The organism is Spirosoma sp. (assembly GCF_026391055.1).
Taxonomy (GTDB): Bacteria; Bacteroidota; Bacteroidia; order Cytophagales; family Spirosomataceae; genus Spirosoma.
Genome location: NZ_JAPLET010000022.1, coordinates 712,068 through 738,331, shown reverse-complemented (window position 1 = coordinate 738,331; position 26,264 = coordinate 712,068). Strand labels below are relative to the sequence as shown.

The window sequence follows — 26,264 nt, the reverse complement described above, 5'->3', positions numbered from 1 at the left end:
GCCGCACCTGTGGCCTACAACCAAGACGATATAGGCATGGTAAGGAGACCCATTTAAGCCCTTTTTAAATGAATACGACCTTGGCAACGGACTACAGTAACGACATGCCCCGCGAAGCGGCTGGAGTCCGTGCGGTCAAGCGTGTTATTAAATTGACAATTGCTTTGGTGTTTATCGGGGCGACCGTAGTGCTGGTTAGCAACTGGTGGGTCGTTTATAATACCCGAAACCAGATTTATTTTGACATTCACGAGTTACCCGCCAATGACGTGGGGCTGGTACTGGGAACCAGCAAGTTTGTTCGAACGGGTAAAGAAAATCTGTTCTTTCGGTATCGAATGGAGGCCACTGCCCGTCTTTGGAAAGAGGGGAAAGTGAAATACCTTATTCTGAGCGGTAATAATGACTCAGAATACTACAACGAACCCGTCGATATGCAGCGCGCATTGGTTAAACTGGGGATTCCGGCGTCAGTAATGACGCTTGATTATGCCGGTTACCGGACTTTCGATTCGGTCGTACGCTGCAAGGATGTATTTAATCAGGAAAAGATTACGATTATTTCCCAAAACTTCCACAATGCACGGGCCCTCTATATTGGTAACCACGAGGGGATGGAAGCTATTGCCTTTGCCGCTCAGGATGTACCTGACGGGTACTCATTCCGTACGCTGATTCGGGAGTACCTCGCTCGGCCCTATGCACTCCTCGACGTGTACCTGCTTCGTCCCCAGCCCGAAAAAGGTAACTGGGAGCGGAAGCGTAATTCCTGAGGGCAAAACGCCCTTTTCTACTTCCGGCTTTTCCCTTCCTTTCGAATACCTACGTAAAATCCGATGTTTTTGGTGTAGAGATCGCCAATATCGGCAGCTATCGAAGCGCTACCAGTTATTCCATTTAGGATCTGGAAGGGCGCCGAAAGATTAAGAACGGCCGAAAACTGTCGAACTTTTGTTGCAAAGGGCAGCACATACGTTCCCAGATTTTCACTGTAGGATGCTTTGGCTTGAAAGCGTAAAAAGTCGTAAGCCTGACCTGACAACCCAATGTGTATGACCGCAACCCGATTGTTATTGGTGAAGCCATACTGAGGCAATTCGCTGAGATTATCTTGCGTAGGCGTTATGAATGGAGTCCCCATTGTCAGGCCAAAGCGTGACCATCCATCCTGATATTGGGAATGATTGAAATAATTGTCTCGTCCCCGTTGCATTGCATTCTCCAGAAACAAATCCCCCCCTTGACTTTGGGTATATAAATATTCCAGCAAAACCTGTTCAAGCTGTATGCCAGTTCGGTTAACCGGTCGCCGATTGCGGAATCGTATCCCATTCAGGCCGTCACGGATATTGGTCAGATAAAAAAGGGAGCCATCTTCATAAATATTTTGTCTATAAGCGAAAATGGATACATTACGAGCCACATACTCAATGCCAAGGTCTACGGTTCCGAGGTGATTGCCGATACGGTTTTCCCTGTCAAACGAACTGACGCGATTCGTGTCGATAGTACTGCGGTTGCCAAGAGAACTGGCGGTAATCACATCAATGTAATCGCTGAAACGATTAGGTAACTGGTTATTCTTAATAACCGATCCCGGCAGTCGTTCGGTATTACCGCCCCACATGACTTGGTGGTTGATTCCCCCGTATAGTTTGAGCCGCCAGTTAGGCTTTCCAAACCGTCCATAGAGCGCTTTTTGATGAAGCATGACATTGTTAATGAATCGTTCTTCTTCAAACCAGCCGTGTGCATAGAATCCTTTAAAGCCGATTAAGGCGTTGCGCGGTAAGTACTCGGTAACTGCCAGTTGCACTTTGAGCATGGGCAGGGTATTCCCCGACCAGGCATACGAACCGGAGGTAAGCGTTGAGTCGACAAGGCCAATAATTTCCCGTCGCCTACCCGCCCAGGCTTCCAGTGCCTTTCCAAATTTGACCTTTACGTACGCTTCCGGTATAAGCAGTTTATAGGTATACCCGGCGTTGAAGATGGCTTCGCCCCCCCAGCCCCAGTCAATCTGCCGATTTGCTGCTCGTAAACTGTCAAGTTTTGTTTTGGGGGAATCATGATAGTCGACCCAAACAGCTTGCCGCAAGGTCATTAGAGCTGCTTCTTTCGGAACAATTCCGTACTGGTTTGCCCTGAGCCAGAACGGTGTTTCACCCGATGTGGCAAAATAGCTGCCAAGTTCAGTGCGGTACCGTACCGGTTTGCTCAGCTGACCAAAGCCCTGGTAAACCAGTATACAACCGATAAAAAGTAAAACTAAACGAGTATAAACCATAAACGGGCTGTCTTCCCAAGAGACATATTAGTGTTGATACGGATGCGTTTGTAGAATGATTTGCTTTAAGTGTTACATAAAACATGCCATTTTTTTCGGCGTAGAGTATCGAATTGGGGTATTTCTCTGGATGCGTTCGGTAAAAGTGTTGGCAGTTTTTCGCAAGGCCATTGATATTGCCTTACCTTTGTGGTTTGTTTTCCAGAACAGACAGGGCTTTCTTTCGAACAAATTGATCATCTCCCGGTCTGCCCAAAACAAGAGCTCCGTAAAGTATAGTTAAATTGACGTTATACGATAGACGTTGCTGAGTAATGAAGGCAAAAACGCTTGTCTGAATAGTCAGCAAACCCTATGACAAAATTGTTATGATCCCTAACGATGAATTAATCCGAATCATCGACTTATTGAATACGACATATGAAGGTGAAGAAGCCTGGCATGGTCCTTCGGTAGTTGATGTCCTTCGGGGTGTAACCCCAGATATGGCCGGGCGACGGATAGCGCCAAACACCCACAGTATTGCTGAACTGGTTTTTCACATGACCAGCTGGCGGATATTCTGCGTCAAAAAAATGCAGGGCGACGAAACATTTGATATTATAACCCCCGACAAAAACTTCGGAGCGTTACCTGATAAAATTGACGATTTCGAATGGGAAGCTCTCGAAATGGAGCTGAGCTTAAGCCAGGAAGAACTTATTAACGAACTCGATAAACGGGATGATGATGAGTTTCTGGAAGACATCGTACCGGGTCGGGATTATACATACTACGATATGCTACATGGTATTATCAACCATGATATGTACCATACCGGACAAATAATGATCATTCAGAAGGCCTTAAGCTACAAAAGCGCGGGTTCTCGGTACAAAGATGACGATATCGATGAATATGGCTCGCCTTTCGGCAGCGGCCATGAGCACGACGATTATTATTGACAGGTAGTGTACTAGTGGAGTAAGTGGAATTTGTGGAGTGAGTTTTAACCAACGGATTACACTTCTATTCCACTCATTTGACTACTTTCACCTACTTCACTACATGAACTACTGGCTCGTCAAATCTGAACCCGATACGTACGGGTGGCATCATTTCATTGAACAAGGTCGTGCTACTTGGGATGGTGTTCGCAATTACCAGGCACGCAACAACCTGAAAGGCATGTCGATCGGCGATCAGGTATTGTTTTATCATAGTGTCACCAGTCCTGCCGTTGTTGGGTTAGCTACCGTGGTACGGAGCCACTTTCAGGATCCGACCGTGCCGGAAGATCCGCGCTGGGTGGCTGTTGAACTCGAACCGGTCATGGCCTTCGAAAAGCCCGTTACGCTGGCGCACATCAAAGCCGAGCCTATGTTGGCAAGCATAAGCTTAATTAAACAATCCCGTCTGTCGGTTATGCCCGTTCGTGCCGACGAGTTTGAGTTAATTCTGAAAATGGGTCAGGCAACTCGTGAAGAAGTAAGGGTGACGAGTGAACCATAATCAATGAGCGTAATCTTCGTTCATACCGCTGCATTTTCATTTATTAAACTATGGCTGACATTCGGATAATTACTCCTTCACCCTGGGCAGATTACGAGCTTATCGATTCGGGTAATTTTCAGAAGCTCGAACGCTTCGGAGCCTATGTTTTGGCACGCCCTGAACCCCAGGCTATTTGGGATAAATCGCTGACCGATACTGATTGGGAACGCCGTGCACACGCTGTTTTTCGGCGGGATCGGCAATCACCCGAACGGGGCGACTGGCAAACAGCCCCCGACATGCACGACCCTTGGTATGTATCCTTTCAACAGGGCGGGTTAAAACTGAAGTTCAAACTGGCTCTAACAACCTTTAAGCATGTTGGGCTTTTTCCCGAACAGGCCGATAACTGGTTATACATTCATGACAAAATAAAAGCGATTTCGGCCAATGTCGCCCGGCCTAAATTCCTGAATCTGTTTGCCTACACGGGTGGGGCTTCCCTGGCCGCCCGCCAAGCCGGTGCTGATGTTACCCACGTCGACGCCGTGAAACCAGTCATCAGCTGGGCTCGTGAGAATATGGATCATAGTGAGTTAGACAACATTCGCTGGGTAGTTGAAGATGCAGTGAAGTTTGTTCGTCGGGAAGTTCGTCGGGGAAACCGGTATAACGGCATTATTCTTGATCCGCCCGCATATGGGCGTGGTCCGGATGGCGAGAAATGGGTACTCGAAGAACACCTCAATGACTTGCTTAAGTCCTGTGCCGATCTGCTGGAGCGGGAAGACTTTTTCTTTATCATAAATTTGTACTCGCTGGGTTTTTCGTCGCTCATCCTCGACAACCTGATGAATCAGGTCTTTGGCAGCATACCCAATCCGGAGTGGGGGGAACTGTTCATGCAGGATAATTACCAGAAGCGGCTTCCATTAGGCGTATTTTACCGATTTGCATCATGAAAAATAGTGAAGAGCGAACGAATGAAAGACTGAAAGAGCGTTTTATCCCAGCTGGAATTCGCTCTTTCAGCCTTTCATTCGTTCGCTCTTTCGTTTTATCGCTGGCCGTTTTAGGCTTAGTAGTCGCCTGCAGTAGCGATGACCGGCAGTCGGCTCGCATACCGGACTACCCAAAGCCGGGCGACAGCAGCCGGATTGAAGGCGCTTTGCGGGCACTGACACTAGCCATCAACCAGTCGTCACCGGCATCTGCCTACGCCAAGCGGGCTGTAATCCTGCTGGCTATGGGCAGGTTGAATGAGGCATTGGCTGACATTGACGAGGCCATCAGCCGGAATGATAATTTGGGGACGTATTACCTGACCCGCGCACAAGTGTTAAGGGCTTTACAACAGCCAGCCAAAGCACTTCAGAATGCGCAGCGGGCCGAGATTCTGGGCGTCGACACCCCCGAATTATACACATTACAGGGCGATTTATTGCAACGGCAGAATCAGTTCGATAAAGCAAAACTCTACGTAGCCAAAGCGCTGCAAATGGCGCCCTACGATGGCGAAGCTTACTTCTACAAAGGGCTGATGGCTGCTCGGCAAGGGGATACAACACAAGCTTTAGCCTTGTATCAGCATTCACTCCGCCTGAAACCCCGATATCTGGAAACGTACAACCAACTGGCGTCCATCTACCGCACCACGGGTGATCTCAACTCTGCTTTGGTTTATAATGGCCAGGCGTTACGTTACTTTCCGAATAACCCCCGCTTATATTACGGTCGCGGGCTTATTTACCACACGGAGGGTAAGCTCGATAGTGCCATTGTCTATTATCAGCAAACAATGAAGGTACAGCCGGGGTATTATCAAGCCTATTTTCAGATGGGGCTGATCAATCAGAAGTTTCGGAACTACTACGCAGCCCTAAACAATTACCAGCGAGTGCAGGAGTTACGGCCTCAGTTCCCGCGGATTGATACCTACATTGGCTACTGCCACGAGCAGATGGGTCAATATGATCTGGCCATAGCTGCCTACACCAAAGCAACCCAGCTGAACATTGCCGACAGGCAGGCCGCTGCGGGTTTGTGGCGTTCTCAGCGGAGGCAGTATTCGCAAAACTCATATAACTCCTTATTTTTGTCGGATACGGCTGGTAAATCATCAAGTCAGAGTCGAAACCGGACCGAAATCGATACCACGCGGGTACGTATTTCAACCATTCCGCCAAAAGCACGCGTAACAACCAATGCCGGCGATTCGCTGCAGCGAACCGTTAAACCAATTAACAAATAAATACATTTATAATGTATGCTATAGCCCTTCTTACAGGCATAGATTGCAGGTATAGCGTATATTGATTAAGTAGCCTACAGTTGTAGGTAGGCTGCGGGTGCCCACAAATAAATGAGTGTAAACGTATGATTGCGCAGGACGAACAAATCCGCGTGACGTTGCCGGACGGCAGCGTTCGGGAGTATCCCAAAGGTAGTACCGGGTTGGATATTGCTACAAAAATTAGTGAAGGGTTGGCGCGCAATGTGCTGGCTGCCAAAGTAAATGGTGTCGTTCAGGATGCCACTAGGCCCATCGACGTAGATGCCAGTGTTCAGCTTTTGACCTGGAATGACGCCGAAGGGAAAGCAACGTTCTGGCATTCGTCGGCTCACTTACTGGCTGAAGCCCTCGAATCGCTGTATCCGGGTGTGAAATTCGGTATCGGACCTGCCATCGAGACGGGATTCTATTATGATGTTGACCTGGGTGGCCAGCCATTTTCGCAGGAAGACTTTAAGAAGGTTGAAGACAAAATGCTCGAACTGGCCCGCCAGAAACAGCAGTACATCCGTAAACCGATAAGCAAAGCCGACGCCATTGCCTATTTCGACGAAAAAGGCGACCCTTACAAACTCGATTTGCTGGAAGGGCTGGATGATGGAACGATCACGTTTTACACCCAAGGCGATTTTACTGATCTCTGTCGTGGACCACACATCCCGAATACGGGCTTCATCAAAGCGGCCAAGCTCATGAACGTGGCCGGTGCCTACTGGCGAGGCAACGAAAAGAACAAGCAGCTAACCCGTATCTATGCGGTAACCTATCCGAAGCAGAAAGAGCTCGACGACTATCTGTTTTTGCTGGAAGAAGCCAAAAAACGTGACCACCGCAAACTAGGTAAGGAACTGGAGCTATTCGCCTTCTCTGAAAAAGTAGGCGCAGGTCTGCCATTGTGGCTTCCCAAAGGCACCGTGCTGCGCGAACGGCTGGAGAATTTTTTGCGGAAAGCACAGGTCCGGGCGGGGTATTCGCCCGTTGTGACGCCCCATATTGGTAGTAAGCAGTTGTACGTGACCTCGGGCCACTGGGAGAAATACGGGGAAGATTCGTTTCAGCCCATCCGAACCCCCGACCCGAATGAGGAGTTTTTGCTTAAACCCATGAACTGCCCGCACCACTGCGAAATCTATAAAACCAAACCCCGTTCGTATCGCGATCTGCCCTTGCGGTTAGCCGAATTCGGAACGGTGTATCGGTATGAGCAATCGGGCGAATTACATGGTCTGACACGGGTACGGGGTTTTACGCAGGACGATGCTCACATCTTCTGCCGCCCCGATCAGGTGAAAGAAGAATTTATGAAGGTAATCGACCTGGTGCTGTACGTATTCAATACGCTAGGCTTCTCGGATTACAGCGCCCAGATTTCCCTTCGCGACCCCGAAAATAAAACCAAATACATTGGCTCGGACGACCTCTGGGAAAAAGCGGAATCGGCGATTATTGAAGCCGCTGCCGAAAAAGGCTTGCCAACCGTAACGGAGTTGGGTGAAGCCGCTTTCTACGGACCGAAGCTTGATTTTATGGTGCGGGATGCCCTTGGGCGGAAATGGCAGTTAGGAACTATCCAGGTTGATTACAACCTGCCCAACCGGTTCGAGCTGGAATACATTGGTGCCGATAACCAGAAGCACCGGCCAGTTATGATTCACCGGGCACCGTTCGGGTCAATGGAACGGTTTATCGCCATTCTTATCGAAAACTCGGGCGGTAATTTTCCGCTTTGGCTCTCCCCCGATCAGATTGCGATCCTGCCGATTTCTGAAAAATACGAAGACTACGCCAATGACCTGTTCTTCAGCTTACAGGAAAACGACATTCGGGGTTTTGTCGACTTACGCGATGAGAAAATCGGCCGCAAGATTAGAGATGCGGAAGTCAACAAAGTACCGTACATGCTGATTGTTGGCGAAAAAGAAGCTGCTGAAGGAGCGGTGTCTGTTCGGCGCAAAGGGCAGGGCGATCTGGGTAGCATGCCCATTGCCGACTTCATACAAACGTTTAAACGTGAAGTAGCCGTGTAGTAATAAGTTGATAAGTCAGTAAGCGGCTGTGCCTAAGTCAGTAAGTAGTTCACGCATATAAATACTTCTGGCGCCAGCCACTTACCGACTTACTGACTTGGGCGTAGCCGCTTACTGACTTACCAACTTTTAAGCACAAACTTGCAGCGAACGAGTATTTTCGATAGATTCCCGAACTTTTTGAGCCACAGTACGTTTTCCAAACGAAGTAAAATAGCACACTAAACACAATTTATGGCATTACCCCAGCGGAGACCACCCCGTCGTGTGGTTGAAGAACCCTACAAAGTTAATGAGCGCATCCTGGCTCGCGAAGTGCGGGTAGTCGGCGAAAATGTAGAGCAGGGAATCTACGAGACCAATAAAGCGCAGGCAATGGCCAAAGCGCAGAACCTTGACCTCGTAGAGGTGTCGCCCAACGCGGTGCCGCCTGTCTGCCGTATTGTAGACTACTCCAAGTTCAAGTACGAGCAGAAAAAAAAGCAGAAAGAAATTAAGGCTAATGCCACTAAAGTCGTCATCAAAGAAATACGATTCGGTCCGAATACCGATGACCATGACTTTGAGTTCAAACTGAAGCACGCCATTAACTTCCTGAAAGAAGGAGCGAAGGTAAAAGCCTATGTACAGTTCGTTGGCCGTGCCATCGTCTTCAAAGATCGGGGCTTCCAACTGCTGGAACGTTTTTCGAAAGGACTGGAAGATTACGGTAAGATTGAAGCTGAACCAAAGCTGGAAGGTAAACGAATGAGTATGTTCCTTTCGCCTAAGGTAGTGACGCCCAAAAAATAGTCATGTGTGCTTGCTGACGTAAGGAGATCATTCCTTTGCCGGATAAGCTACTAATAGTGTTGATCAATCCCCTGTTAACAGCAATTTCTGAGATTGCTTTTTGCAGGGGATTTGTTATGTCGGTTGTAAAGGCTACACAAATCTTGGCGCAGCCTACGTGATGTGCTGACTTTTTCGTATCTTTGCGGCCTGTTTACTTAAATTTCCGTACAAAGCGGGTTACTGCAATGCCAAAAGTAAAAACAAACTCGGCTGCCAAAAAGCGTTTCAAGCTGACAGGCACCGGAAAAATCAAGCGGAAGCACGCCTTCCACAGTCATATCCTGACTAAAAAAACAACCAAGCAGAAGCGTAATTTAGTACATGCTGCGCTGGTTGATGGTCCAGACGAGCGTCGTATCAAAGCGCTGCTGAACGTCTAGGATTAAGAAAGACGTAATTGCGTCTGGTTCACGTTTCACCCGATGCCCGGCTTTTAAAGAGGAATGAATAATGAATAATGGAAAATGAATAGTTAAAACGGTTGTAATCGTTAAACTTTATTCATTATACACTATACATTCAACTCCCGCCGATCATCAAAAAACTTTTAACATACAATGCCACGTTCCGTCAATCACGTTGCCTCACGGGCGCGCAGGAAGAAAGTAATGAAGTTGGCCAAAGGTTATTTTGGTCGGCGTAAAAATGTTTGGACAGTTGCTAAGAACGCTGTCGAAAAAGGTCTTGGTTACTCATACCGCGACCGTCGTGCCAAAAAACGCGATTTCCGGTCTCTCTGGATTCAGCGTATTAATGCTGGCGCACGTATTCATGGTATGTCGTATTCGGCATTCATGGGTGCGATCAACAAGTCGGGTATCGAACTCAACCGCAAAGTACTGGCCGATCTGGCCATGAATCACCCGGAAGCATTTGCTGCCGTTGTTGCACAGGTGAAGTAAACAGAAATAAGTAGTAGGAGTGGGGAGTGAGTAATAGGAGTGGCCATGCCATTAATCTCCGATTACTCACTCCCCGCTTCCGTTTCTACGTTTGTATAATTTTTGTCTTGATACCTGCCCGGTCGCCGTCTGCCTGAATGCCTAGTAGGTACACATCCAGTTCAGCCTCTCCCACGCGAAACACTTGACGGACCGTTAATGTATTTTCCACCACTTGTTTTAGCTTTTGGAATCGGGCTGTACGGTCCTTTTCTTCAGCCGTGTACCAGTCCTGTTCGGTAATGACAGGCTCCCATAAGTCAGCCTCTAGCATCTCTTCAACAGCTACGGAAGGAGGCAGCATCAACCAGTCTTTAATCTGACTAACACTGAGTGGCTCAGCCTGCTTAAGGTAACACGTAACAATTTCTATTGTCTCATCTGATTCACTTGGATACAGTAAATCAGTTAGTAAGGCACTGACTGACTCACTAAAACGTGTATCTTTAGAAACATCACCGCTACTTTTCGAGTTTTCGTTCGTCATAAGAGGGAAATAGATTGGAGCTAAAATTAGCCGTTTTGGCTTAATGTATGCTGGTTGATCTATGATTTTTAGGTGGGATGCCCTCATTACCTATTCCTGTTTACTTTTTTCTAAACGAGTGAAATCATGTTAGAGACTTTAATGAATTTGGTTCAGCAGCATTCGGGGCAGGCCGTTATTAATAACCCTGCCATCCCGAATAGTCAGAATGATAGCGTAATGCAAACCGTTGCGGGCAGCATTATGAGTGGTCTTGGCCAGCAAGCGCAGGGTGGTGGATTAGGCAGTCTTCTGGGTATGGTTACCAATGGTGGTGGTAACGTTCAGCAAAGTCCCGTAACGCAGGGCGTCCAACAGCATGTTGAGCAGAATCTGATGGAAAAATTAGGCATATCACCACAGGTAGCCATGTCGGTAGCCAGTGCCGTTGTCCCAATGGTATTGGGAAAGTTAATGAACAAAGCCGCCGATCCGAACGATTCCAGCATTGATGGAAACTCCATTCTGGGTGCCGCTACAGGCAAGCAGGGAGTCGATTGGATGGGCATGGCCGGATCGGCGATGGCTGATGGTAAATTGGATATGAATGATCTGTTGCGCGTTGCACAGGGCGGCAACAGTGGCGGTGGTGGCCTAGGTGGCATGCTGGGCGGGCTGTTCGGCGGTAAGTAAACGCTGGCTCAAGTATAAACAGGCTCGAAAGCTGAATAATAGCTTAGCAATTAAGTAAGGCAGTCCCGCAAGGTCTGCCTTTTTTTATGTCCGGTCTGTGCCACAATCCATACCAGTATTACATTTACAAGGTCGGGCATGTCTAGCCGAACTCAGCTAATCGAAAACCAGTTCGAGCAGAGTACTTATGATCGCTACCCCGGCGAATGTAAGGGCCAGCGTTGTGTGACCCAGTCGATATAACAGGAATGCGGCAAGGCAAAAAAGAGCAAAGCTGAAAAGCAACCTGTATGGTAAATCCAAGCGGTAGCCGGATTTGGGAGCCGCTAAAATACCCCATAGAACGGCCGCCAAAATAGGTAGTCCAAGTCCGGGTAACAATTTTTCAAAGATTGATTTATCGCCGTGAAATCCCCACATGCCTAGCGAGATAAGCATGGCGATTTCAAGCAGAAAAGCGATCAATTGATGGATAACTTTAATTAGTTGCATAACTCAAAAGGGTAGGGGTCCAGGGCGAAGTCGAGCAGACTGCTCGCAAGCGTCAAAATCACTGGTCTTACTGCTTTAGGGGTGTCAAACACTGCCATAAATTTAACCGAATATAGATTTATCCGTCAAGATGGCCCAGTCGATTGGATTATTCTGCCAATCTGACAGCAAACTGAACAATTTTTCGGGCTGGCATTTGTATTGATAGATAGGTTGTGTCTGTCAGTTTACAACCACAGCATTTTACAGAAACTAAATCCAGTCATGGGAAAAATTATTGGTATTGACTTAGGCACCACGAACTCGTGCGTGGCCGTGATGGAAGGCAACGAGCCGGTCGTAATTCCTAACTCCGAAGGAGCCCGGACTACACCCTCGGTAGTCGCATTTATGGACAACGGCAACGGCGAACGCAAAGTAGGCGCTCCTGCCAAACGCCAGGCCATCACCAACCCCAAAAATACGATCTCGTCGATTAAGCGTTTCATGGGTAAACGTTACGGCGAAGTAACGAACGAAATTAAAAACGTCGCTTATGACGTTGAAAACGGCCCGAACAATACGCCCCGCGTTCGCATCGGTGATCGTCAATATACGCCACAGGAGCTTTCAGCCCTTATTCTGCAAAAAATGAAGCAGACCGCTGAAGACTACCTTGGCCAAACCGTAACGGAAGCCGTTATCACGGTTCCTGCTTACTTTAACGATGCCGAACGTCAGGCCACCAAAGAGGCCGGTGCCATTGCCGGTTTGGACGTAAAACGAATCATCAACGAGCCAACAGCCGCAGCCCTGGCATACGGTCTGGACAAAACAAACAACGATCAGAAAATTGCCGTATTCGACCTCGGGGGCGGTACGTTCGATATTTCGATTCTGGAATTGGGTGATGGCGTATTTGAAGTTAAATCGACCGATGGTGATACCCACCTGGGTGGTGATGACTTCGATCAGGTAATTATCGACTGGCTCGCCGACGAATTCAAGAAGGATGAAGCCATTGATCTGCGTCAGGACCCAATGGCCCTGCAACGCCTGAAAGAAGCGGCTGAAAAAGCAAAAGTTGAGCTATCGAGTTCGAACTCGACCGAAATCAATCTGCCGTACATCATGCCTGTGAATGGTATCCCCAAACACTTGGTTCGTACGCTGAGCCGCGCGAAATTTGAGCAACTAGCTGATTCACTGATTCAGCGTAGTCTGGAGCCTTGCCGTCGCGCTCTGAAAAACGCGAGTTTGTCGGCCAGCCAGATCGACGAAGTGATTCTGGTGGGTGGTTCGACCCGGATTCCGAAAGTACAGGAAGAAGTTGAAAAGCTGTTCGGCCGGAAGCCATCCAAAGCCGTTAACCCCGACGAAGCCGTAGCTATTGGGGCTGCCATTCAGGGTGGTGTGTTAACGGGTGAAGTGAAAGACGTTCTCCTACTCGACGTTATCCCGCTTTCGCTGGGTATCGAAACAATGGGTGGCGTATTCACGAAAATGGTGGATGCCAACACGACAATTCCAAGCAAGAAAGTTGAAGTGTATTCGACTGCTTCGGATAACCAGCCAAGCGTAGAGATCAACATCTTACAGGGTGAGCGCCCAATGGCGGCTCAGAACCGTCAACTCGGTCGGTTTATCTTGTCGGATATTCCGCCAGCACCCCGTGGTGTTCCACAAATCGAAGTGACTTTTGACGTCGACGCTAACGGTATCCTGCACGTAACGGCTAAAGATAAAGGCACGGGTAAAGAGCAGAAAATCCGGATTGAAGCATCGAGCGGTTTGACCGAAGCGGAAATCAACCGGATGCGCGAAGAAGCCAAAGCCAACGAAGCCGCCGACAAAGCGGAGCGGGAATCTGTTGAGAAAGTCAACGCGGCCGACTCGATGATTTTCCAGACCGAGAAGCAGTTGAAAGAATACGGCGACAAACTGTCGGAAGGCAATAAGTCAGCTATTGAAGCGGCTCTTGCTGAACTCCGCACCGCACATGGTGCCCGCGACGCAGCCGCTATCGACAAAGCACTGGAAGGACTGAATGCAGCTTGGACAACGGCTTCTACTGAAATGTACAGCGCTACAAACGGCGCAGGTGCCAACCCAATGGACGGTGCCGGTTTCGGTGGCGATGGTAGCAACGGCTCAGCCAATGGCCAGGGCCAACCCGCCGGTGATAATGTTTCGGACGTGCCTTACGAAGAAGTGAAATAATATAGATTAAACTAGATGGATAGCCCCGCTGAGGAAACTTAGCGGGGCTATTTTACTATTAGGCCATAGCCAAAAAAACAAGACTTTGTCTCGTGTTTAAAGTTCTTGGAAAAGTGTAGTTATTGAATTATTATAAATCTCACAAGCTAAGCTAAAATGTGAGGTTTTGAGTTCTCTCCGTGAGATGATCTTATAAGATGAGGTCTCATAAAGTAAGAGTTTGCCTGACTAGAACTGTCTCCATTGTTTAGCACTCACTTACGCGAACTAGGCGCGAATTCTACTCCTGATTCGGCAAGCTTATAGTTATGACTGGCCAGTACTCGACAGCGGGCTCTACCTTTCACTGAGCCATAGGTGGGTATCACGTAAACTCTATTCTAGCCATCGTATCCAATAATACTCTTCAATGCCTACAGATTTACTACAGAATTAAAGTTCATCTTTGGCCAACTTCCGTCGCTGGTTGCTGCAACCTGAGTACGCCGTCTTTGGTATCCACCAGATGTTTTCTGTTTACGAACATGACCCTAAAAAGGACAGATTGCACCCTTAATACGCTTCGCCAGCAGAATAACCAGCACTTTCACCCAATAAGCGGCTTCCCGTATCAGGTGGTCGGCACCAAACCCCAGGATCAACTCCTGATCACTTACCAATTGTTGCCTAAACTTAATTACCCGTTTGACAAACCAGTACCTTCGGTACACCCTTCTCAATTGCCAGACAATCTTCTCTCGCACGGCCTACACTCTCTGACCCAGTATCAGCCTGTAGTCATACTCTTAACCTTGTTAAGAGCCATACGAGCCCGTTACCTTCCCAATACTGGTCAATTCTGGCAGCTCTCGCTGGCCTAGTCAGATTCGCGCCTATGGATGTTTTCTGGTCAAAGACAGCAACCAAGCGAGCTGACACAAGTACAGCCCGCATGTTGAACAGGTGTAGGTTGTTGTCTCATAACGATCTGGATTTCCGACTTCAGACAGTCGACACACGCCCTCTTGTAGCCATAGCGGACAGCGCCGGGATTTCTTACGCTACCGCTGTCTCAGAAAGCGCTTGCCTAGGGTAATAGGAAAGTCTGCCCCTTGTCACAAGTGGTTAATTTACAGGAAGTACACTTAAAATTAGGTCTAACGCACACCCGCCATGCGGGTCTCGGCACTCAACGAACGCTATGAAACCCATACTACTTGATAATGGCTATTTAGCCATTCCCGGCTATCGCACTCCTCAACCCGTAGGCCAAATTCGCTGGCTGGAAGGAGAGGGGAATTATACCCGTATCCATCTAAGCGGGCAGAAGACGCCCTTACTGGTCAGCCAAACTCTAAAAGAGTTTGATCAACTGCTTGCTGAGTTTCTACGGGCCAACCGGGGGGCCTTGATCAATCCCGCCTATTTACGAACGGTGACCTTGATCAATTCCAAGAACATGACCTTGACCCTGCTCGATGGTGAGCTTATCCGGGTGGCTCGCCGTCGGATCGAGGAAGTGAGCACTAAACTGGCCGCTTTTGAAGAGAAGCCCAAGTTTGGTCTTAACCGAGTCCGGCCATGGGCAACCAGACCAGATAGCACTGGGACAAAGGGACCTTCAGTTAAGTCAAATCTGGGCACTGCCGGGTAGCGCTCGGGTTATCGAGCCCTGTTAGCCCCACTCAAGCGACAACCTGAGCAAGACGAGTAACGAGCAGCTGAAGACTACGTTGAAATCTATCCTACTAAAGATGACCACTCAAGAAGACCTGTTAACCTATGGAGTAAGACCGTTCGCTACTCTCCTGATTTGTTTACTGTTTCATGCCGGGACCGTGAGCCTTATCGACAGTCCCTTACAGACTGATGGAACAGTGCTGAAACCAATAGCGGACTTACCGCTCGCCCCCATGGAACGCATACGGCAACTTTACGAGGCTTTCATATCCCTGGCGGTGTTTGGCTACTGGCTACCCTATACCATACCGGTACTGTTGATTTATGTGATGGCCCCCTTTGTCAAAAAACAACACTCCTTTTTCGTCTTTATCCTGTTGAGTACCAGCGTATGGGTGTTGACGGGAGGTGTTCTTAACTGGGTATTGCGGGGGCCATCAAACATGGATTGGGTAAAATGGCCCACTATCACCAATTGGTGTACTGCCCCCGGCTTTGGTCTGATTGGGTTGGTGTACGGTCTCCTCTATTGGGAGTGGTACATTAACCGGCCACCTGAAGATCACCTAGCAAGTTAATTGGACTCGCTTACTCATCATCACTCCGGGAAAGCCAAACACACCCAACTTGTAAGCACACCCTAACTAAGTAGTATGAATACTTCAACGAAGAGTCGACAACTGATTGTTATTTCGCCAACGGCCCCTCCTGGCATTTGTGGCGTAAGTGATTACTCGTTTCTGACAACCCAGAAAATCGCTCAATTTTATGAATCGGTGGGCATTGGGGTCGCGGATATGCCCAAATTGTCAAATGAGGCCACTTTTAAAGCTCTAAAAGTCAGTCACTGGCAACAGATTCTACAAGAGGCTTCGAGTAGAAGTGGACCCACCGACGTACTGATTCATTATACCCCCACTGCCTATGCCCAGTCGGGCTTGTCCATCCGGCTGATCAAGGCCCTGAGTCGGTTTAAGAAAGCCAATGGTGAAAACCGCCTGTTTATCTTCTTCCATGAGTTATGGAGCAACAGTTTTCAGATGAGGTTTCATCAAATTGCACGCAATCAACTGGCCAAATGGTCCTCTCACCAGTTGGGGGAGTTGGCCGATGGTATTTCGGTGGTGACTACGGGGCAGAAGAAAGATCTGGAAGCGGTGTTGGGCCACACACGGGTCCGTCTTGGTTTAGTGGGGGCTAACATTGTTCCCATTGACAAAGACGCTGGCTTTAGAAGCCAAAGACAAGCTGGCCTATGGGCTTTATTTGGATTGGCACATACCCGTTTATGGGCTCTACAGGCTCATCTGCCGATGATCAAGAGGCTGCACCAAACAGGCTATTTGCACCACATTCAAGCGATAGGGCCTGCAGATAACGCCTATGGCCAACAGGAAGCGGCCTTCGCCCAGGCCCATTTTGGCAAGGGCTTTTTGCGGCAACTGGGTGCCCTGAGTGCTGAAGGGGTCTCTGCTCACTTGCTTGAGGTTGAAGCAGCCGTGGTTAAACAGGATGCTGATAGCCTCTATAAATCGGGTAGCTTTGCCGCCTTGGCCGCTCATGGCGTTGCCGTGATTTGCCACGCCCCTACCACGCTGGTCAATCCCCCTGGGGGAGGGTTATTTCAGCCAGCCGAGGTGGCGGCCAATCCGGGACTTCTCTCCAGTGAGGAGGGAAACCTACGTCGTACTGTGTTACATGACTGGTTCTTGTCAAGCCGAAGTTGGGAAGCGATTGGTGAAGACATTTCCCGATGGATGGCTTAATGGATAATTTTAGCTAATAACCGGTTACAGAAGGTGCCAGGCAACTTTTAAAACTGACAGCCAGCAGACAAATCTTCGACGAACGAAAGGATGTTCAGTATGTAGATGGCTGTCCAATCAGCTTCGTTCACTTAACAGCCTGATCGTGTTTCGCCTAAGGTTGTTTTGGTTGTCTGACTCTGCGGAAAATCAGAATAGCCTACGGGTGGTGAAAGCTCTAAGAGAACATCCATCAAAAGCGCTTGACTGGCTCAGGAAAATACGCAGGATCTAGGTCTCGCAAGCGTAAGCCTGCCTGGTAAACCTTGGTGGCCTTTAACTTTTTGAGCATTGTTTCTACCGACTCTTGATGATCGAGCTTTTCCACTTCGGGTAGACTCCACTTGAACTGATCATCTTGACGATCAACGACCCCAACTACCAACAGCTTTAAGGTTTTCGTAATAAACTCGATCCGATGGAAGGTGTCAATTACACTCTGAGTAGCGGTAAAAAAGTACTGTCCTTCCCGTATATAAAGGATATAGTAATTTGGGTTAATTAATGAGCAAACCATTCAAGTTGAAACGCGAGTAAGCTTGTTGTGAACATAAGGCTTCATTAAGTTAGTGAATAGGGCACCTGGTCGTTCGCCTGACACAATCTACTTAGGGCCGATGTTCATTCCTTAAATTGAAAAGAAATTTTTCGACAAACACAGTATGATAAACTTTCTTTCGTGTTGGCAACTGCCTGACTTATCGCCCTCTATTAGCTGAACCGGGTCTTTGTTTTGAACTGCTTCATTCACTTGTGGACAAAGCGCCACCAGGCTGACCCATATACTGGCATTTCATCCTTCAAGAAGCCATAGTTTATTTTTTCAGCCTTAGAATTCAGTTGTTCTTTTTTTAGTAAGCGCTCAAGCATTGGAAAGTTTCTCTGAGCATCTAATCGCAAAACGCCTGGTCAATGTGAACCAGGCGTTTTAGAACTCTCCCTTTATGGTTTATAGTGACTGTGTGGTCGTCTAAGGTTTAGACCCGGATTATCACAAAAGGAATCAATACAACCAGACTTATTATCTACCGGGCTACTTTGGCAAGGCTTTCCGTACACTCATTTAGTAACTGTGTACCTGGCTTAACAACTTAGTTTGTAGATCTGGTTGAAAATGAATTCTGTATGCGACGGAGCCAGCCGCGTTGGTCGGTTCAGCCGCTAGTCCCGGCACAGTCAGCCGTTGTGGGGACCAGCGCGAGCCAAGCGTACAGCCATGAAAAGTTAACGTTTCGTAAACGCGCCTGGCTTCTACGCTTGGTAAGAATTTGTCGGGCGGAGAAGGTTGTTGATTGGAATGCAACGAGGGGCAGATCGGTGTTTACTTGCGGCTTGCCCGCACAATGATGGGTACTACTCCGTCGGGATCGGTGGCTTCAATCTGAAGCAAGGACGAATCGATCACCCCAATCAGGGCCCGCGAGTCAGCCGACTCATACAAGCCGGAAAGATCCTGGCTAAGGGGCTTGCTATAAAGCGTAATGGGGCGATGAATCATGTCCTGCCCCTTTACGCGGATGGTTAACACGAGCTGATTGCCTCGCTGAGTAGCAACGACTCTACCCGTCAATCCTTTAAAGGGAAAGGAAGTACCAAGCCCACCTGTTTCCAGATAGTCCAGTTGATAGATGATCGTTGAGGAACGGGTTAGCCGACGCTGCAGGCGAGAGCCAATGGATGTAAGGCGACGGAAGAACAATATCAATAAAGATTTTATGAAGCGGCTAAGAAAATATACATAGATAAAAATGAAAATATGTTTTTGTTTGTAAATGTAAACTAACTGGCTGACTTGGTGGGTTTTGCCATGATGTCGTTGGTCTAAATAAAGAGGCTTAAGTGATTCAGTATGACCCTGTAGAGCCACAAAAAAAATTTGTTAACTAAGCTAAGAAAGCGCTGATTCCGGAATAAGGCGAGTATCCACTCTAGTAGGCTTGATCATTACACTCCCTTTCTCAGTTTGGACGTATTCATAATAGTACGGGTTTACTACTGAACTATTCTCTTTCTGTAGACCAGATAGAACTATTAATCATCTTCTGTTAGTTTTGTAAACTCTATGTATATTTCAGTTTTGGCCAGTATGCAACGACACCTACTTCTGTTACTTTTTATTGCGTTTTTAGCCGCTTGTAAACCAACCAAAATAGACACTCCGATAGGCGGAACTGATCCCCAAAAGCCCGCTACGGCAACAATTGTCATCATCGGCTCGTCAACCGCAGCAGGATGGGGCGCTTCGGACTACAAATATTCATGGGCCGGACGGCTTACCCAGCAGCTAGCCAATAGCCGCGTTGTTAACCTGGCCAAAGGCGGCTACACCAGTTACCAGCTTTTGCCAACCAACGCCACTCACCCGGCTAACCGGCCCGAGCCAGATACTCTGCGTAACCTAAACGCGGCCCTTAAAGAGAAGCCCACCACCTTAATTCTTAGTATATCATCCAATGACCTGATTATTGGCTGTAGTGTGGAGGAGATCATCGCTAATTTCAATACCATCCGAAGTAAGGCGTTAGCCGCTGGGGTAGCCCATGTCATTATTACGACGCCATTGCCGCGTAACTACAGTGCCGAGGTGACGGCCAACTTACTGCTTCAGCGAGACCAGGTCATGAAGACCTATGGCTCATCGGCAGTCAACATTTTCGACCCGCTCGCCAACACGCAGCATCTAACTAAGCCCGAACTGCTGAGCGAAGACGGCATTCATCCCAATGATACAGGGCACGAAGTAATTTTTAAGATCATATCAGGCTTCCTGCTGTAGGAATCAATCAGCTGGATCAGCTAGCTACTGCCGGTAGAATAACCCGCTTAACTATATATAGCGTAGTGCCGCCTGTGCTCGCAGCGTTGACTTGGGGAGAAAAGCCCTGTTTGTCAAACGAATTGCTTATAACGCTACTAGCTACTCATCAACTTCTGGTGAAGCAGGGTAGCGGTAACTGTTCATATATACGAGTAACTACCGTTGGCTAAATAACCGGTTACCACCCCTGTAGGTTACGCTACTAATCGCCTTTTTGCCTCATAATTCACCAATGATACGTACAATGAGCCAACAAGGAATCCGCTTCATGACTATTAATGGCGTACGGGCTAAACTAATCGAAGACGAAAAGCTACAGATCAGCCTGCTGCGGTCCCTGACTGGTACCACTCCCACGGATACTCAAGTTGATGAACTCCCTGTTCCTGCTAGACCCCTGTGGTTGCGCTTAAGCGTGCGGGCGCTCAAGTGGTATCGTACTAAAGGGGCGCATCGTTCAAGTGTGCCATGTGCTTTTGAACCCTCCTGTTCGCGCTACGCTGAACTGGCCTTGCGTCAGTATGGATTCAGGAAAGGACTCTATCATACGTTGAAACGCCTGCGCCGTTGCCGAGCGGGAGCGGGGGGAATTGATCATCCCTAGCCCTTTTCTATACCCTTAGCGAGTCTGGACAGGACTACCTCGCTGACCCCATGTGGGCCTCCAGATTATGTGAACACAAACGAGTCTGCTATGATCCACGGATAAGTCACACAACTCAGTGATTGGCAACCCGTTTGTATATACTGATGAGCTTTCTGCCGGAATCGCTTGAGTTGCCTTCTAACCGCACTTTTCCCAGCCCGAGTTACTTGACAATCTGGTGATTGATCGGTTTGAGATGATGACGACTAGTATCTACTTTAATTGCGGTAATTGGTCTTGTAGAATACCTCTACCAAAGCCAGAATCGGATTACTTTCTTTTGTCTTCGATGGGGGAAGGAAGAAGTCGTCTATGAATGAAAGTTCATGCTTCAAGTGGTCTAACTCGCGAGCGGATAGTGTTTTGTAGCCCATAGACCAGTCCGAGAAGGAACGCTGCTCAATGGAATCACCGTACAACTTAATGACCTGCGTATGCTGGGGGTCTTGACGAATAACTTCGTACAAGGCTTTTACACGCTCTTCAGGCCCTTCCAGCACTTGAATAATACAGCCATTGAAGTAGAGCAAAATACCTGTAATCCCTAAAGCACGGTTGTTTCGTTGACTATGATCAAGAATACGAGTTAAATCGTTAGTAGATAAGATACCTTGTGATGAACTAAGGTAAACAATGCAGTACTCCATATTATGCACCAATAGAATAGGTAGCCAAAATTATACCGGTAATCAAACACCTATTTTATATAGTATAGTTATCTATAAAAATAGGTTAACATAATCATATTATTAAAAATATACGTGCCTGGTTTATCGGTGCGATGGCCGTGGCTCAGGCACGCAATTAAAAGTGAACCTGCGCTGCTATTTCATCCCGTAGCTTACTAACACAATTCCATACGCAAGGGGAGGGTTACCACCGATAAAATTATGGTGGCCATTCGGCAGCCTTCAAAACGTTACTTATCCTCCCCTGACTACCAGTAGGCAGAATAACCCCGGTTACCCTATGACAGATCCCCTCTTTTTTGAAACCAACTGCTAGGGATACTTTTGTTGGCTTGCTGTTTGCGGCTCTGTTTCTGTCGGTAAGCTATGCTGCCAATTTCTTTTTCTGATCTTTGTCGGAATCATCGTTGCGGTAGTTAGGAAGTACGGATATAAAGCCATTCCAAAACCACTGTTACTAAGCTTTAAGGGGATTGGAAGGTCAAACAAGTACCGACTTTCGTACTTAAGGAAGAATAGTACGAAAGCCAAATTGTAATTGCGTAACCTTGAGCAAAACGTAAATTATACCTGTGGTATCTTTGGGCTGATTAGCGAATTGCTGTTAGAATTTGGGCTGTCTTCACTCTTTTTGTCGAATGTTTTGGCAATTTTCTTAAGAATAAGGTTGACGCCGATTCCATCAAAGAGCCAAAAAAGCCATTTAGCAAGCACTTCAAGTATGTCCATAGCCAGTAGAGTAAGTTGATTAGAAAAATACTAAATCCTTTAAGCACTAAAAACCGTTCTTCTACTCCATTACTAGAAATAACGTAATCCAATTTCACCTGTATGATGGTTAGTTACTCGTATCAAAAAGACCTCCTATTGAAGACGGATGAGGTTTCTTCGGCCGTAAATGGAGCGGTTTGAGGAATAGCTAAAACATATATGTATTTCATGATTTATTCAGCAACCGCCTTTACGAGGGGCACGTTTATAAATTATTTTACTATCACGTTCTATATAGTCGCCCGATACTATTGGATATGAATACTTGGGTGCGTGCGATACATTGTGGCTTCTAATTATTATTTTGTCGTTAACTTCCAGGCTATGCAATTGCTGAAATTCATTGTTAAAATTTAAAAAATTCTTGTCAGACTGTTCCGACCCAAAACTAAGAATATAATCGTCACCATTAATCCTGACCATTACTCCGAAACCTAATCGTGAGCCTGGCGGAAGAGAAAGAGAGGTTACAACAGCCTCCATATTGGTAAAAGCACTCAAATGCTTCCTTATTTTAGCTTCACCAGCATACACTTTTTTGCCTTCGGTTGACACTTCCCATTTTTTATACTTTATACCATCTGGGGTAGCTTCCCATTTTTTCAATGCAGCTTTCCTTTCAGCGGCTGTGAGTGGTTTTGCGATTGAGTTTATAGAAGCTTTATTTTTAAATTCACGATTAGCAAATACTAGTCCGCTCACCACAATCAGCGGTAAGATCAGCGCATAAATGATTTTTTTCATTTTTTTTTAATGGTTTGATTAAAATGAATTTATATCCTAATAAATCAGATCCGTTTAAGGAATTCTTTTTTATTTTCAAGGATTTCCACCACTGCTGTGGGCCGTAAAGCTAAAAGTATCAATCCTTTCGTTTATTAATAGTCTGTAAAAGAATGTTAACGAAACGTAAAAGTTGCTTTTATAAATTGCTATGGATTTTGGCCTCTAAGTAGTTGGATATAGTGTACACTAATGTTGACTATTCAACTGTCTTATAAAACGCTCCCAAGCGAGACGGGGGAACTTCTTTTATATACTTCTTAAATAGGACGTGTTGAGAAACTGTCCCTCAAGGCCACATATCTAGGAGCAGCGGATAAACCTAAAAAGGGGGTAGCGACGGCCTACCGTCAAATAATCAGTCGGCTACCACTCAGATGTAAAACTCTTCTTTCATAAAAGATAAATTCAGAAGAAAGCACCTAATTTAACTGTAGAACAGAACTCCAATTTTGTTCTACTTTTCGTCTGGGTAAACATACCCCTTGGCTGGGCTTACTTATATAGTACCCGAAATAAATGTGAATTTGATATGTTAACCGCTGCATTTCGGAATAAGATGGACTTAATGTCGTTTACAGGCCTAAAAGTATCAAATTGGCTGCTTTTACACGTTCCTAAACTGCAAAATTAATTGCTCTCTAAAACGAACGTTAAGCGTACACGTTTTTCTGTCAAGTTACTAATATACAGTTATTTATCCCTCTTTGGTGGCGTCTATACCCTAAATGTGTCAGCTAACCCTATGGTGTTGTCTACAACGCTTCGGCCTAAACTCAGGTCGTTACATAAACCCTAAACTCGGATTTATCATGAGAAAAACACTTGCTAGTCTCAGCTTACTTTGCCTACTAGTCCTAGCAGCTTGTACCCATACGAATATCGACCCCATTATGCCACGACCTGATCCAGTATATTCCGCTAAGTTAGTCGGACGTGACAGCATCGCCAACGGTTCGTATCGTGGTATTGCCATTGGCAGCTCAACGACTGAGGCCTTTTCCCTTTTGGAACAATATAGATACCAAAAGCTGGTTTCCTATTTGGGAGCTATTAATACCTATTTCTCGAACGTAATGGACTTGAAAGATCGACTTGCTCAGTTTGACTGGTTGGTTCTAGATGAATCGTTTGATACCGAATCAGGGATACAAATCCAGCTTGAATCAGGCCAAGTCAAGGCTATAACGCTTAACAATCGGCGCCAGCTTGAACAATGGCCTGAATCAGTTTCTTCCAGTCAAGCCATTCAAGTGGGCGACAAACTCACTCTTCTTTATACGAAGCTAGAATCACTAAGCCAGAGGGCAGCTTACACACCCAAATTTGAGCGGATAGTTCTGTTAAGCCGCTATAGTTATGCGCTCTACGATCCAACAAAGTCCGGTGCCCCTTGGCGCTTCATCTACCGTAGCCAAGCTCAATCATTTGACGGTGTCGAGATTCATCTTCAGAATAAGAAAGTACAATACATTATCGTAAATCGTTTTGAAAAACTCTAAGTGTATAACGATGCTGCTTGTAAGAGTAAGATTAATCAACTGTGGGCCACTTCTGGTTCTTTGAGTCGTATGCTACTGTTTGTGTTGGACAGGTGTTAAAAAATCAATGTCTCACAAAAGACTCCATTGTCAGACGAAAGAACTTGCGGGTATCTGCTCTTTAAGTAGGTCCTTTTATATACTTACTAACTTTTTCAGAATGGGTGCCTTTTTTATAGCCAGCACAATTAATAGTGAACTTACCACTATTATTGCTGCGCATAGTAAGCTGATAGCCAGGTTTCCTGAAAGATTATTGCCAGTAACAAGCTGATTTACAAACCAGCCTATAAACCTATGAACTAAGTAAATTCCTAGTGTATTAGACCCAATAATAATAAGGCAATAATTTATTATCTTGTTTCGATATTCTAGTCTAGAAAATAGAATAAAAACTGATATTGACATAGCAAGTGTCATCACCGAATAGTAGCCATACCAAACTGTGTCATACAGTTTCTGGTCGGAGATCGTCATTATAATACCATATAAGAATAAAATAAATAAGGATAGTAAGTAAATGCCAATGAGAACCCAGCTTGGGGCTTTATAAAAATAGGTTAATCTTTTTTTTGACAAGAGTCCACCAAGGATAAAATAAAATAAACTAAAGTAGTAATTACCAAATGGGTTGATAAAGGGAAAAAAATTGACTTCTTCCTCTTTAAGATAGTTTCTATGGAATAAGAACTCTGTTACGTTTATTGCTGAGTTAAGAAATAAATTGCCAAACGAAAACAAGACTATGGTGAAACACAACCAATACAGAACCTCCTTCCTTGCTGCTTCATAAACTTCTTTAATAATGGGATAGAATAAATAAACGGATAGTAAGGCCTGAAGAAACCATAAATGATTAGTGACATCCATTTTTAAATAAAATAGATCCAGGACAAACGATTTTAACGACGCCCGGTGATTGGTTAGCAGTTGGAAGCCCACTAATAAAATAATATCCCAAATAACAAATAGACTAATAAGTTTGACTATTTTATGTAGAAAAGGCCGAAATTCATATGGTTTATTAAGCAGCAATGCTCCGTTTACCATAAAGAATAACGGAACACCCGCACTTGCAGCACCCAATAAGAAATAATTTAGATAGATGTCAAACGTATTGGTATCCGTAAAGTTGGCGTTAAAAAAAGGATAATGATAAATACATACAAGAAATATTGAGAAAGTTTTAACAGCATCATACCCTATATTTCTTTCTTTTTTTAAATCACTCATGAGTTTATTTCTGTAAGAAATTGATTGCGTTAATCGGATGGTGAGTGTAGTAACCATATTAACTTAAAGGCGGTTAATAGGCAAAAAAAGCCAACCTTTCGGCCCTCGGTCACAGTTTGTAAGTATAGTTTACCTATTATTCCATGCACATCCAGACTTACTTCTCACACAGACCCGCCCGATAAAGCTATTGGTAGAGAAACGAAGGACCGTATTTTTTACGAATGCTTTAAGTGCGGAAGCCGCTGAATAAGTTACTTACGGAGAATGTATTTTAAAATATATTCGACAAAGCTACTCGTAAAAGCATGCCTTTTTACGTTAGTAAGCCACTTTTTCGGCAGTTGGGTTGGGTCTGGACGTTAATCATGTTTATGTACAGGTCTGACAATCAATGGTATATAATTTGCCAAATTCTGGACGACAAACATTAGCCTTTGCAATCGTATGTTATTGACTTTGTTTGAAAGCGATTAAAAATAACCGTCTCCTGAAAATACTCATAAATGAGACGAAGGGACATGCATGTGTCTGCATCCTAAACGGGGCATTTTGTGAGGCCCTTTTGATAGATAGAGTTCGCTCAATCAAAACCAATTACCCTTTTTTGTCGT

General features: G+C 46.2%; 26 protein-coding genes. 18 read left to right on the top strand and 8 right to left on the bottom strand.

Annotated elements, in window-relative coordinates:
* Window positions 1-68: 68 nt before the first annotated feature.
* Window positions 69-773: an ElyC/SanA/YdcF family protein gene (locus NT073_RS18160; RefSeq protein WP_297376254.1), complete on the top strand. Its 705-nt coding sequence runs from the start codon at window positions 69-71 to the stop codon at window positions 771-773.
* Between the two features lie 17 nt (window positions 774-790).
* On the opposite strand, the gene NT073_RS18155 is transcribed toward NT073_RS18160, so the two are convergent.
* On the bottom strand, window positions 791-2,287 hold the full coding sequence (locus tag NT073_RS18155) for a capsule assembly Wzi family protein (RefSeq protein ID WP_297376252.1): 1,497 nt from the start codon (window positions 2,285-2,287) through the stop codon (window positions 791-793).
* Between the two features lie 368 nt (window positions 2,288-2,655).
* Between NT073_RS18155 and NT073_RS18150 the strand changes: the two genes are divergently transcribed.
* From NT073_RS18150 to rplT, 8 genes are all read left to right on the top strand, one after another.
* Window positions 2,656-3,231 (top strand): DinB family protein, encoded by a 576-nt coding sequence (locus NT073_RS18150; RefSeq protein ID WP_297376249.1) that lies wholly within the window; start codon window positions 2,656-2,658, stop codon window positions 3,229-3,231.
* 103 nt (window positions 3,232-3,334) lie between these two features.
* Window positions 3,335-3,778, top strand: coding sequence for an EVE domain-containing protein (locus NT073_RS18145; protein ID WP_297376246.1), 444 nt, complete (start codon window positions 3,335-3,337; stop codon window positions 3,776-3,778).
* A gap of 50 nt (window positions 3,779-3,828) precedes the next feature.
* On the top strand, window positions 3,829-4,722 hold the full coding sequence (locus tag NT073_RS18140) for a class I SAM-dependent methyltransferase (RefSeq protein ID WP_297376197.1): 894 nt from the start codon (window positions 3,829-3,831) through the stop codon (window positions 4,720-4,722).
* Window positions 4,719-6,011 (top strand): tetratricopeptide repeat protein, encoded by a 1,293-nt coding sequence (locus NT073_RS18135; protein ID WP_297376194.1) that lies wholly within the window; start codon window positions 4,719-4,721, stop codon window positions 6,009-6,011. Before NT073_RS18140 ends, NT073_RS18135 begins: the two co-directional genes overlap by 4 nt.
* Before the next feature lie 125 nt (window positions 6,012-6,136).
* Window positions 6,137-8,080: a threonine--tRNA ligase gene (gene thrS, locus NT073_RS18130; RefSeq protein WP_297376191.1), complete on the top strand. Its 1,944-nt coding sequence runs from the start codon at window positions 6,137-6,139 to the stop codon at window positions 8,078-8,080.
* 234 nt (window positions 8,081-8,314) lie between these two features.
* Entirely contained in the window at window positions 8,315-8,872 is a 558-nt protein-coding gene (gene infC / locus NT073_RS18125) for a translation initiation factor IF-3 (protein ID WP_297376187.1), read from the top strand.
* Window positions 8,873-9,099: 227 nt separating this feature from the next.
* The gene (gene rpmI / locus NT073_RS18120) at window positions 9,100-9,294 is read left to right on the top strand and encodes a 50S ribosomal protein L35 (protein WP_012926783.1); all 195 of its coding nucleotides are present in this window, start codon (window positions 9,100-9,102) and stop codon (window positions 9,292-9,294) included.
* A 177-nt stretch (window positions 9,295-9,471) separates the two neighbouring features.
* Window positions 9,472-9,816 (top strand): 50S ribosomal protein L20, encoded by a 345-nt coding sequence (rplT, locus tag NT073_RS18115; protein WP_297376181.1) that lies wholly within the window; start codon window positions 9,472-9,474, stop codon window positions 9,814-9,816.
* Between the two features lie 85 nt (window positions 9,817-9,901).
* Here the strand turns inward: rplT and NT073_RS18110 are convergent, their stop codons facing one another.
* Window positions 9,902-10,342 (bottom strand): nuclease A inhibitor family protein, encoded by a 441-nt coding sequence (locus tag NT073_RS18110; protein ID WP_297376178.1) that lies wholly within the window; start codon window positions 10,340-10,342, stop codon window positions 9,902-9,904.
* Window positions 10,343-10,468: 126 nt separating this feature from the next.
* Here NT073_RS18110 and NT073_RS18105 point away from each other — a divergent pair, with 126 nt between their 5' ends.
* Window positions 10,469-11,014, top strand: a complete 546-nt coding sequence (locus NT073_RS18105) for a DUF937 domain-containing protein (RefSeq protein ID WP_297376176.1) — start codon at window positions 10,469-10,471, stop codon at window positions 11,012-11,014.
* A 156-nt stretch (window positions 11,015-11,170) separates the two neighbouring features.
* Here NT073_RS18105 and NT073_RS18100 read toward each other — a convergent pair whose 3' ends face one another.
* Entirely contained in the window at window positions 11,171-11,506 is a 336-nt protein-coding gene (locus tag NT073_RS18100) for a YrdB family protein (RefSeq protein WP_297376173.1), read from the bottom strand.
* 264 nt (window positions 11,507-11,770) lie between these two features.
* Here NT073_RS18100 and dnaK point away from each other — a divergent pair, with 264 nt between their 5' ends.
* The 5 genes from dnaK to NT073_RS18075 all read left to right on the top strand — a co-directional run bounded on the left by dnaK (window position 11,771) and on the right by NT073_RS18075 (window position 17,130).
* Window positions 11,771-13,705 (top strand): molecular chaperone DnaK, encoded by a 1,935-nt coding sequence (gene dnaK / locus NT073_RS18095; protein WP_297376170.1) that lies wholly within the window; start codon window positions 11,771-11,773, stop codon window positions 13,703-13,705.
* 524 nt (window positions 13,706-14,229) lie between these two features.
* Window positions 14,230-14,565 (top strand): hypothetical protein, encoded by a 336-nt coding sequence (locus NT073_RS18090; RefSeq protein ID WP_297376168.1) that lies wholly within the window; start codon window positions 14,230-14,232, stop codon window positions 14,563-14,565.
* 320 nt (window positions 14,566-14,885) lie between these two features.
* A complete protein-coding gene (locus NT073_RS18085) occupies window positions 14,886-15,338 on the top strand; it encodes a LytTR family DNA-binding domain-containing protein (protein WP_297376164.1) in 453 nt (150 codons plus the stop codon).
* A gap of 100 nt (window positions 15,339-15,438) precedes the next feature.
* Window positions 15,439-15,942 carry a hypothetical protein gene (locus NT073_RS18080; RefSeq protein ID WP_297376161.1) on the top strand — a complete coding sequence of 168 codons (504 nt, stop codon included), beginning with the start codon at window positions 15,439-15,441 and terminating at the stop codon, window positions 15,940-15,942.
* 75 nt (window positions 15,943-16,017) lie between these two features.
* Window positions 16,018-17,130, top strand: coding sequence for a hypothetical protein (locus NT073_RS18075; RefSeq protein ID WP_297376158.1), 1,113 nt, complete (start codon window positions 16,018-16,020; stop codon window positions 17,128-17,130).
* Between the two features lie 1,360 nt (window positions 17,131-18,490).
* Here the strand turns inward: NT073_RS18075 and NT073_RS18070 are convergent.
* Window positions 18,491-18,868, bottom strand: a complete 378-nt coding sequence (locus tag NT073_RS18070; protein ID WP_297376155.1) for a hypothetical protein — start codon at window positions 18,866-18,868, stop codon at window positions 18,491-18,493.
* A 387-nt stretch (window positions 18,869-19,255) separates the two neighbouring features.
* Here NT073_RS18070 and NT073_RS18065 point away from each other — a divergent pair, with 387 nt between their 5' ends.
* Together NT073_RS18065 and yidD are read left to right on the top strand one after the other, a co-directional pair.
* The gene (locus NT073_RS18065) at window positions 19,256-19,945 is read left to right on the top strand and encodes an SGNH/GDSL hydrolase family protein (RefSeq protein ID WP_297376152.1); all 690 of its coding nucleotides are present in this window, start codon (window positions 19,256-19,258) and stop codon (window positions 19,943-19,945) included.
* A 274-nt stretch (window positions 19,946-20,219) separates the two neighbouring features.
* Window positions 20,220-20,591 (top strand): membrane protein insertion efficiency factor YidD, encoded by a 372-nt coding sequence (yidD, locus tag NT073_RS33410; protein ID WP_366107463.1) that lies wholly within the window; start codon window positions 20,220-20,222, stop codon window positions 20,589-20,591.
* A 260-nt stretch (window positions 20,592-20,851) separates the two neighbouring features.
* Here the strand turns inward: yidD and NT073_RS18060 are convergent, their stop codons facing one another.
* From NT073_RS18060 to NT073_RS18050, 3 genes are all read right to left on the bottom strand, one after another.
* Window positions 20,852-21,280, bottom strand: coding sequence for a BLUF domain-containing protein (locus NT073_RS18060; RefSeq protein WP_297376149.1), 429 nt, complete (start codon window positions 21,278-21,280; stop codon window positions 20,852-20,854).
* A gap of 606 nt (window positions 21,281-21,886) precedes the next feature.
* Window positions 21,887-22,051, bottom strand: coding sequence for a hypothetical protein (locus tag NT073_RS18055; RefSeq protein ID WP_297376147.1), 165 nt, complete (start codon window positions 22,049-22,051; stop codon window positions 21,887-21,889).
* Between the two features lie 219 nt (window positions 22,052-22,270).
* Window positions 22,271-22,837: a hypothetical protein gene (locus tag NT073_RS18050; RefSeq protein WP_297376144.1), complete on the bottom strand. Its 567-nt coding sequence runs from the start codon at window positions 22,835-22,837 to the stop codon at window positions 22,271-22,273.
* Window positions 22,838-23,688: 851 nt separating this feature from the next.
* Here NT073_RS18050 and NT073_RS18045 point away from each other — a divergent pair.
* Window positions 23,689-24,378 (top strand): hypothetical protein, encoded by a 690-nt coding sequence (locus NT073_RS18045; protein WP_297376141.1) that lies wholly within the window; start codon window positions 23,689-23,691, stop codon window positions 24,376-24,378.
* Window positions 24,379-24,552: 174 nt separating this feature from the next.
* On the opposite strand, the gene NT073_RS18040 is transcribed toward NT073_RS18045, so the two are convergent.
* Window positions 24,553-25,650, bottom strand: coding sequence for an acyltransferase (locus tag NT073_RS18040; protein WP_297376139.1), 1,098 nt, complete (start codon window positions 25,648-25,650; stop codon window positions 24,553-24,555).
* Window positions 25,651-26,264 lie beyond the last annotated feature (614 nt).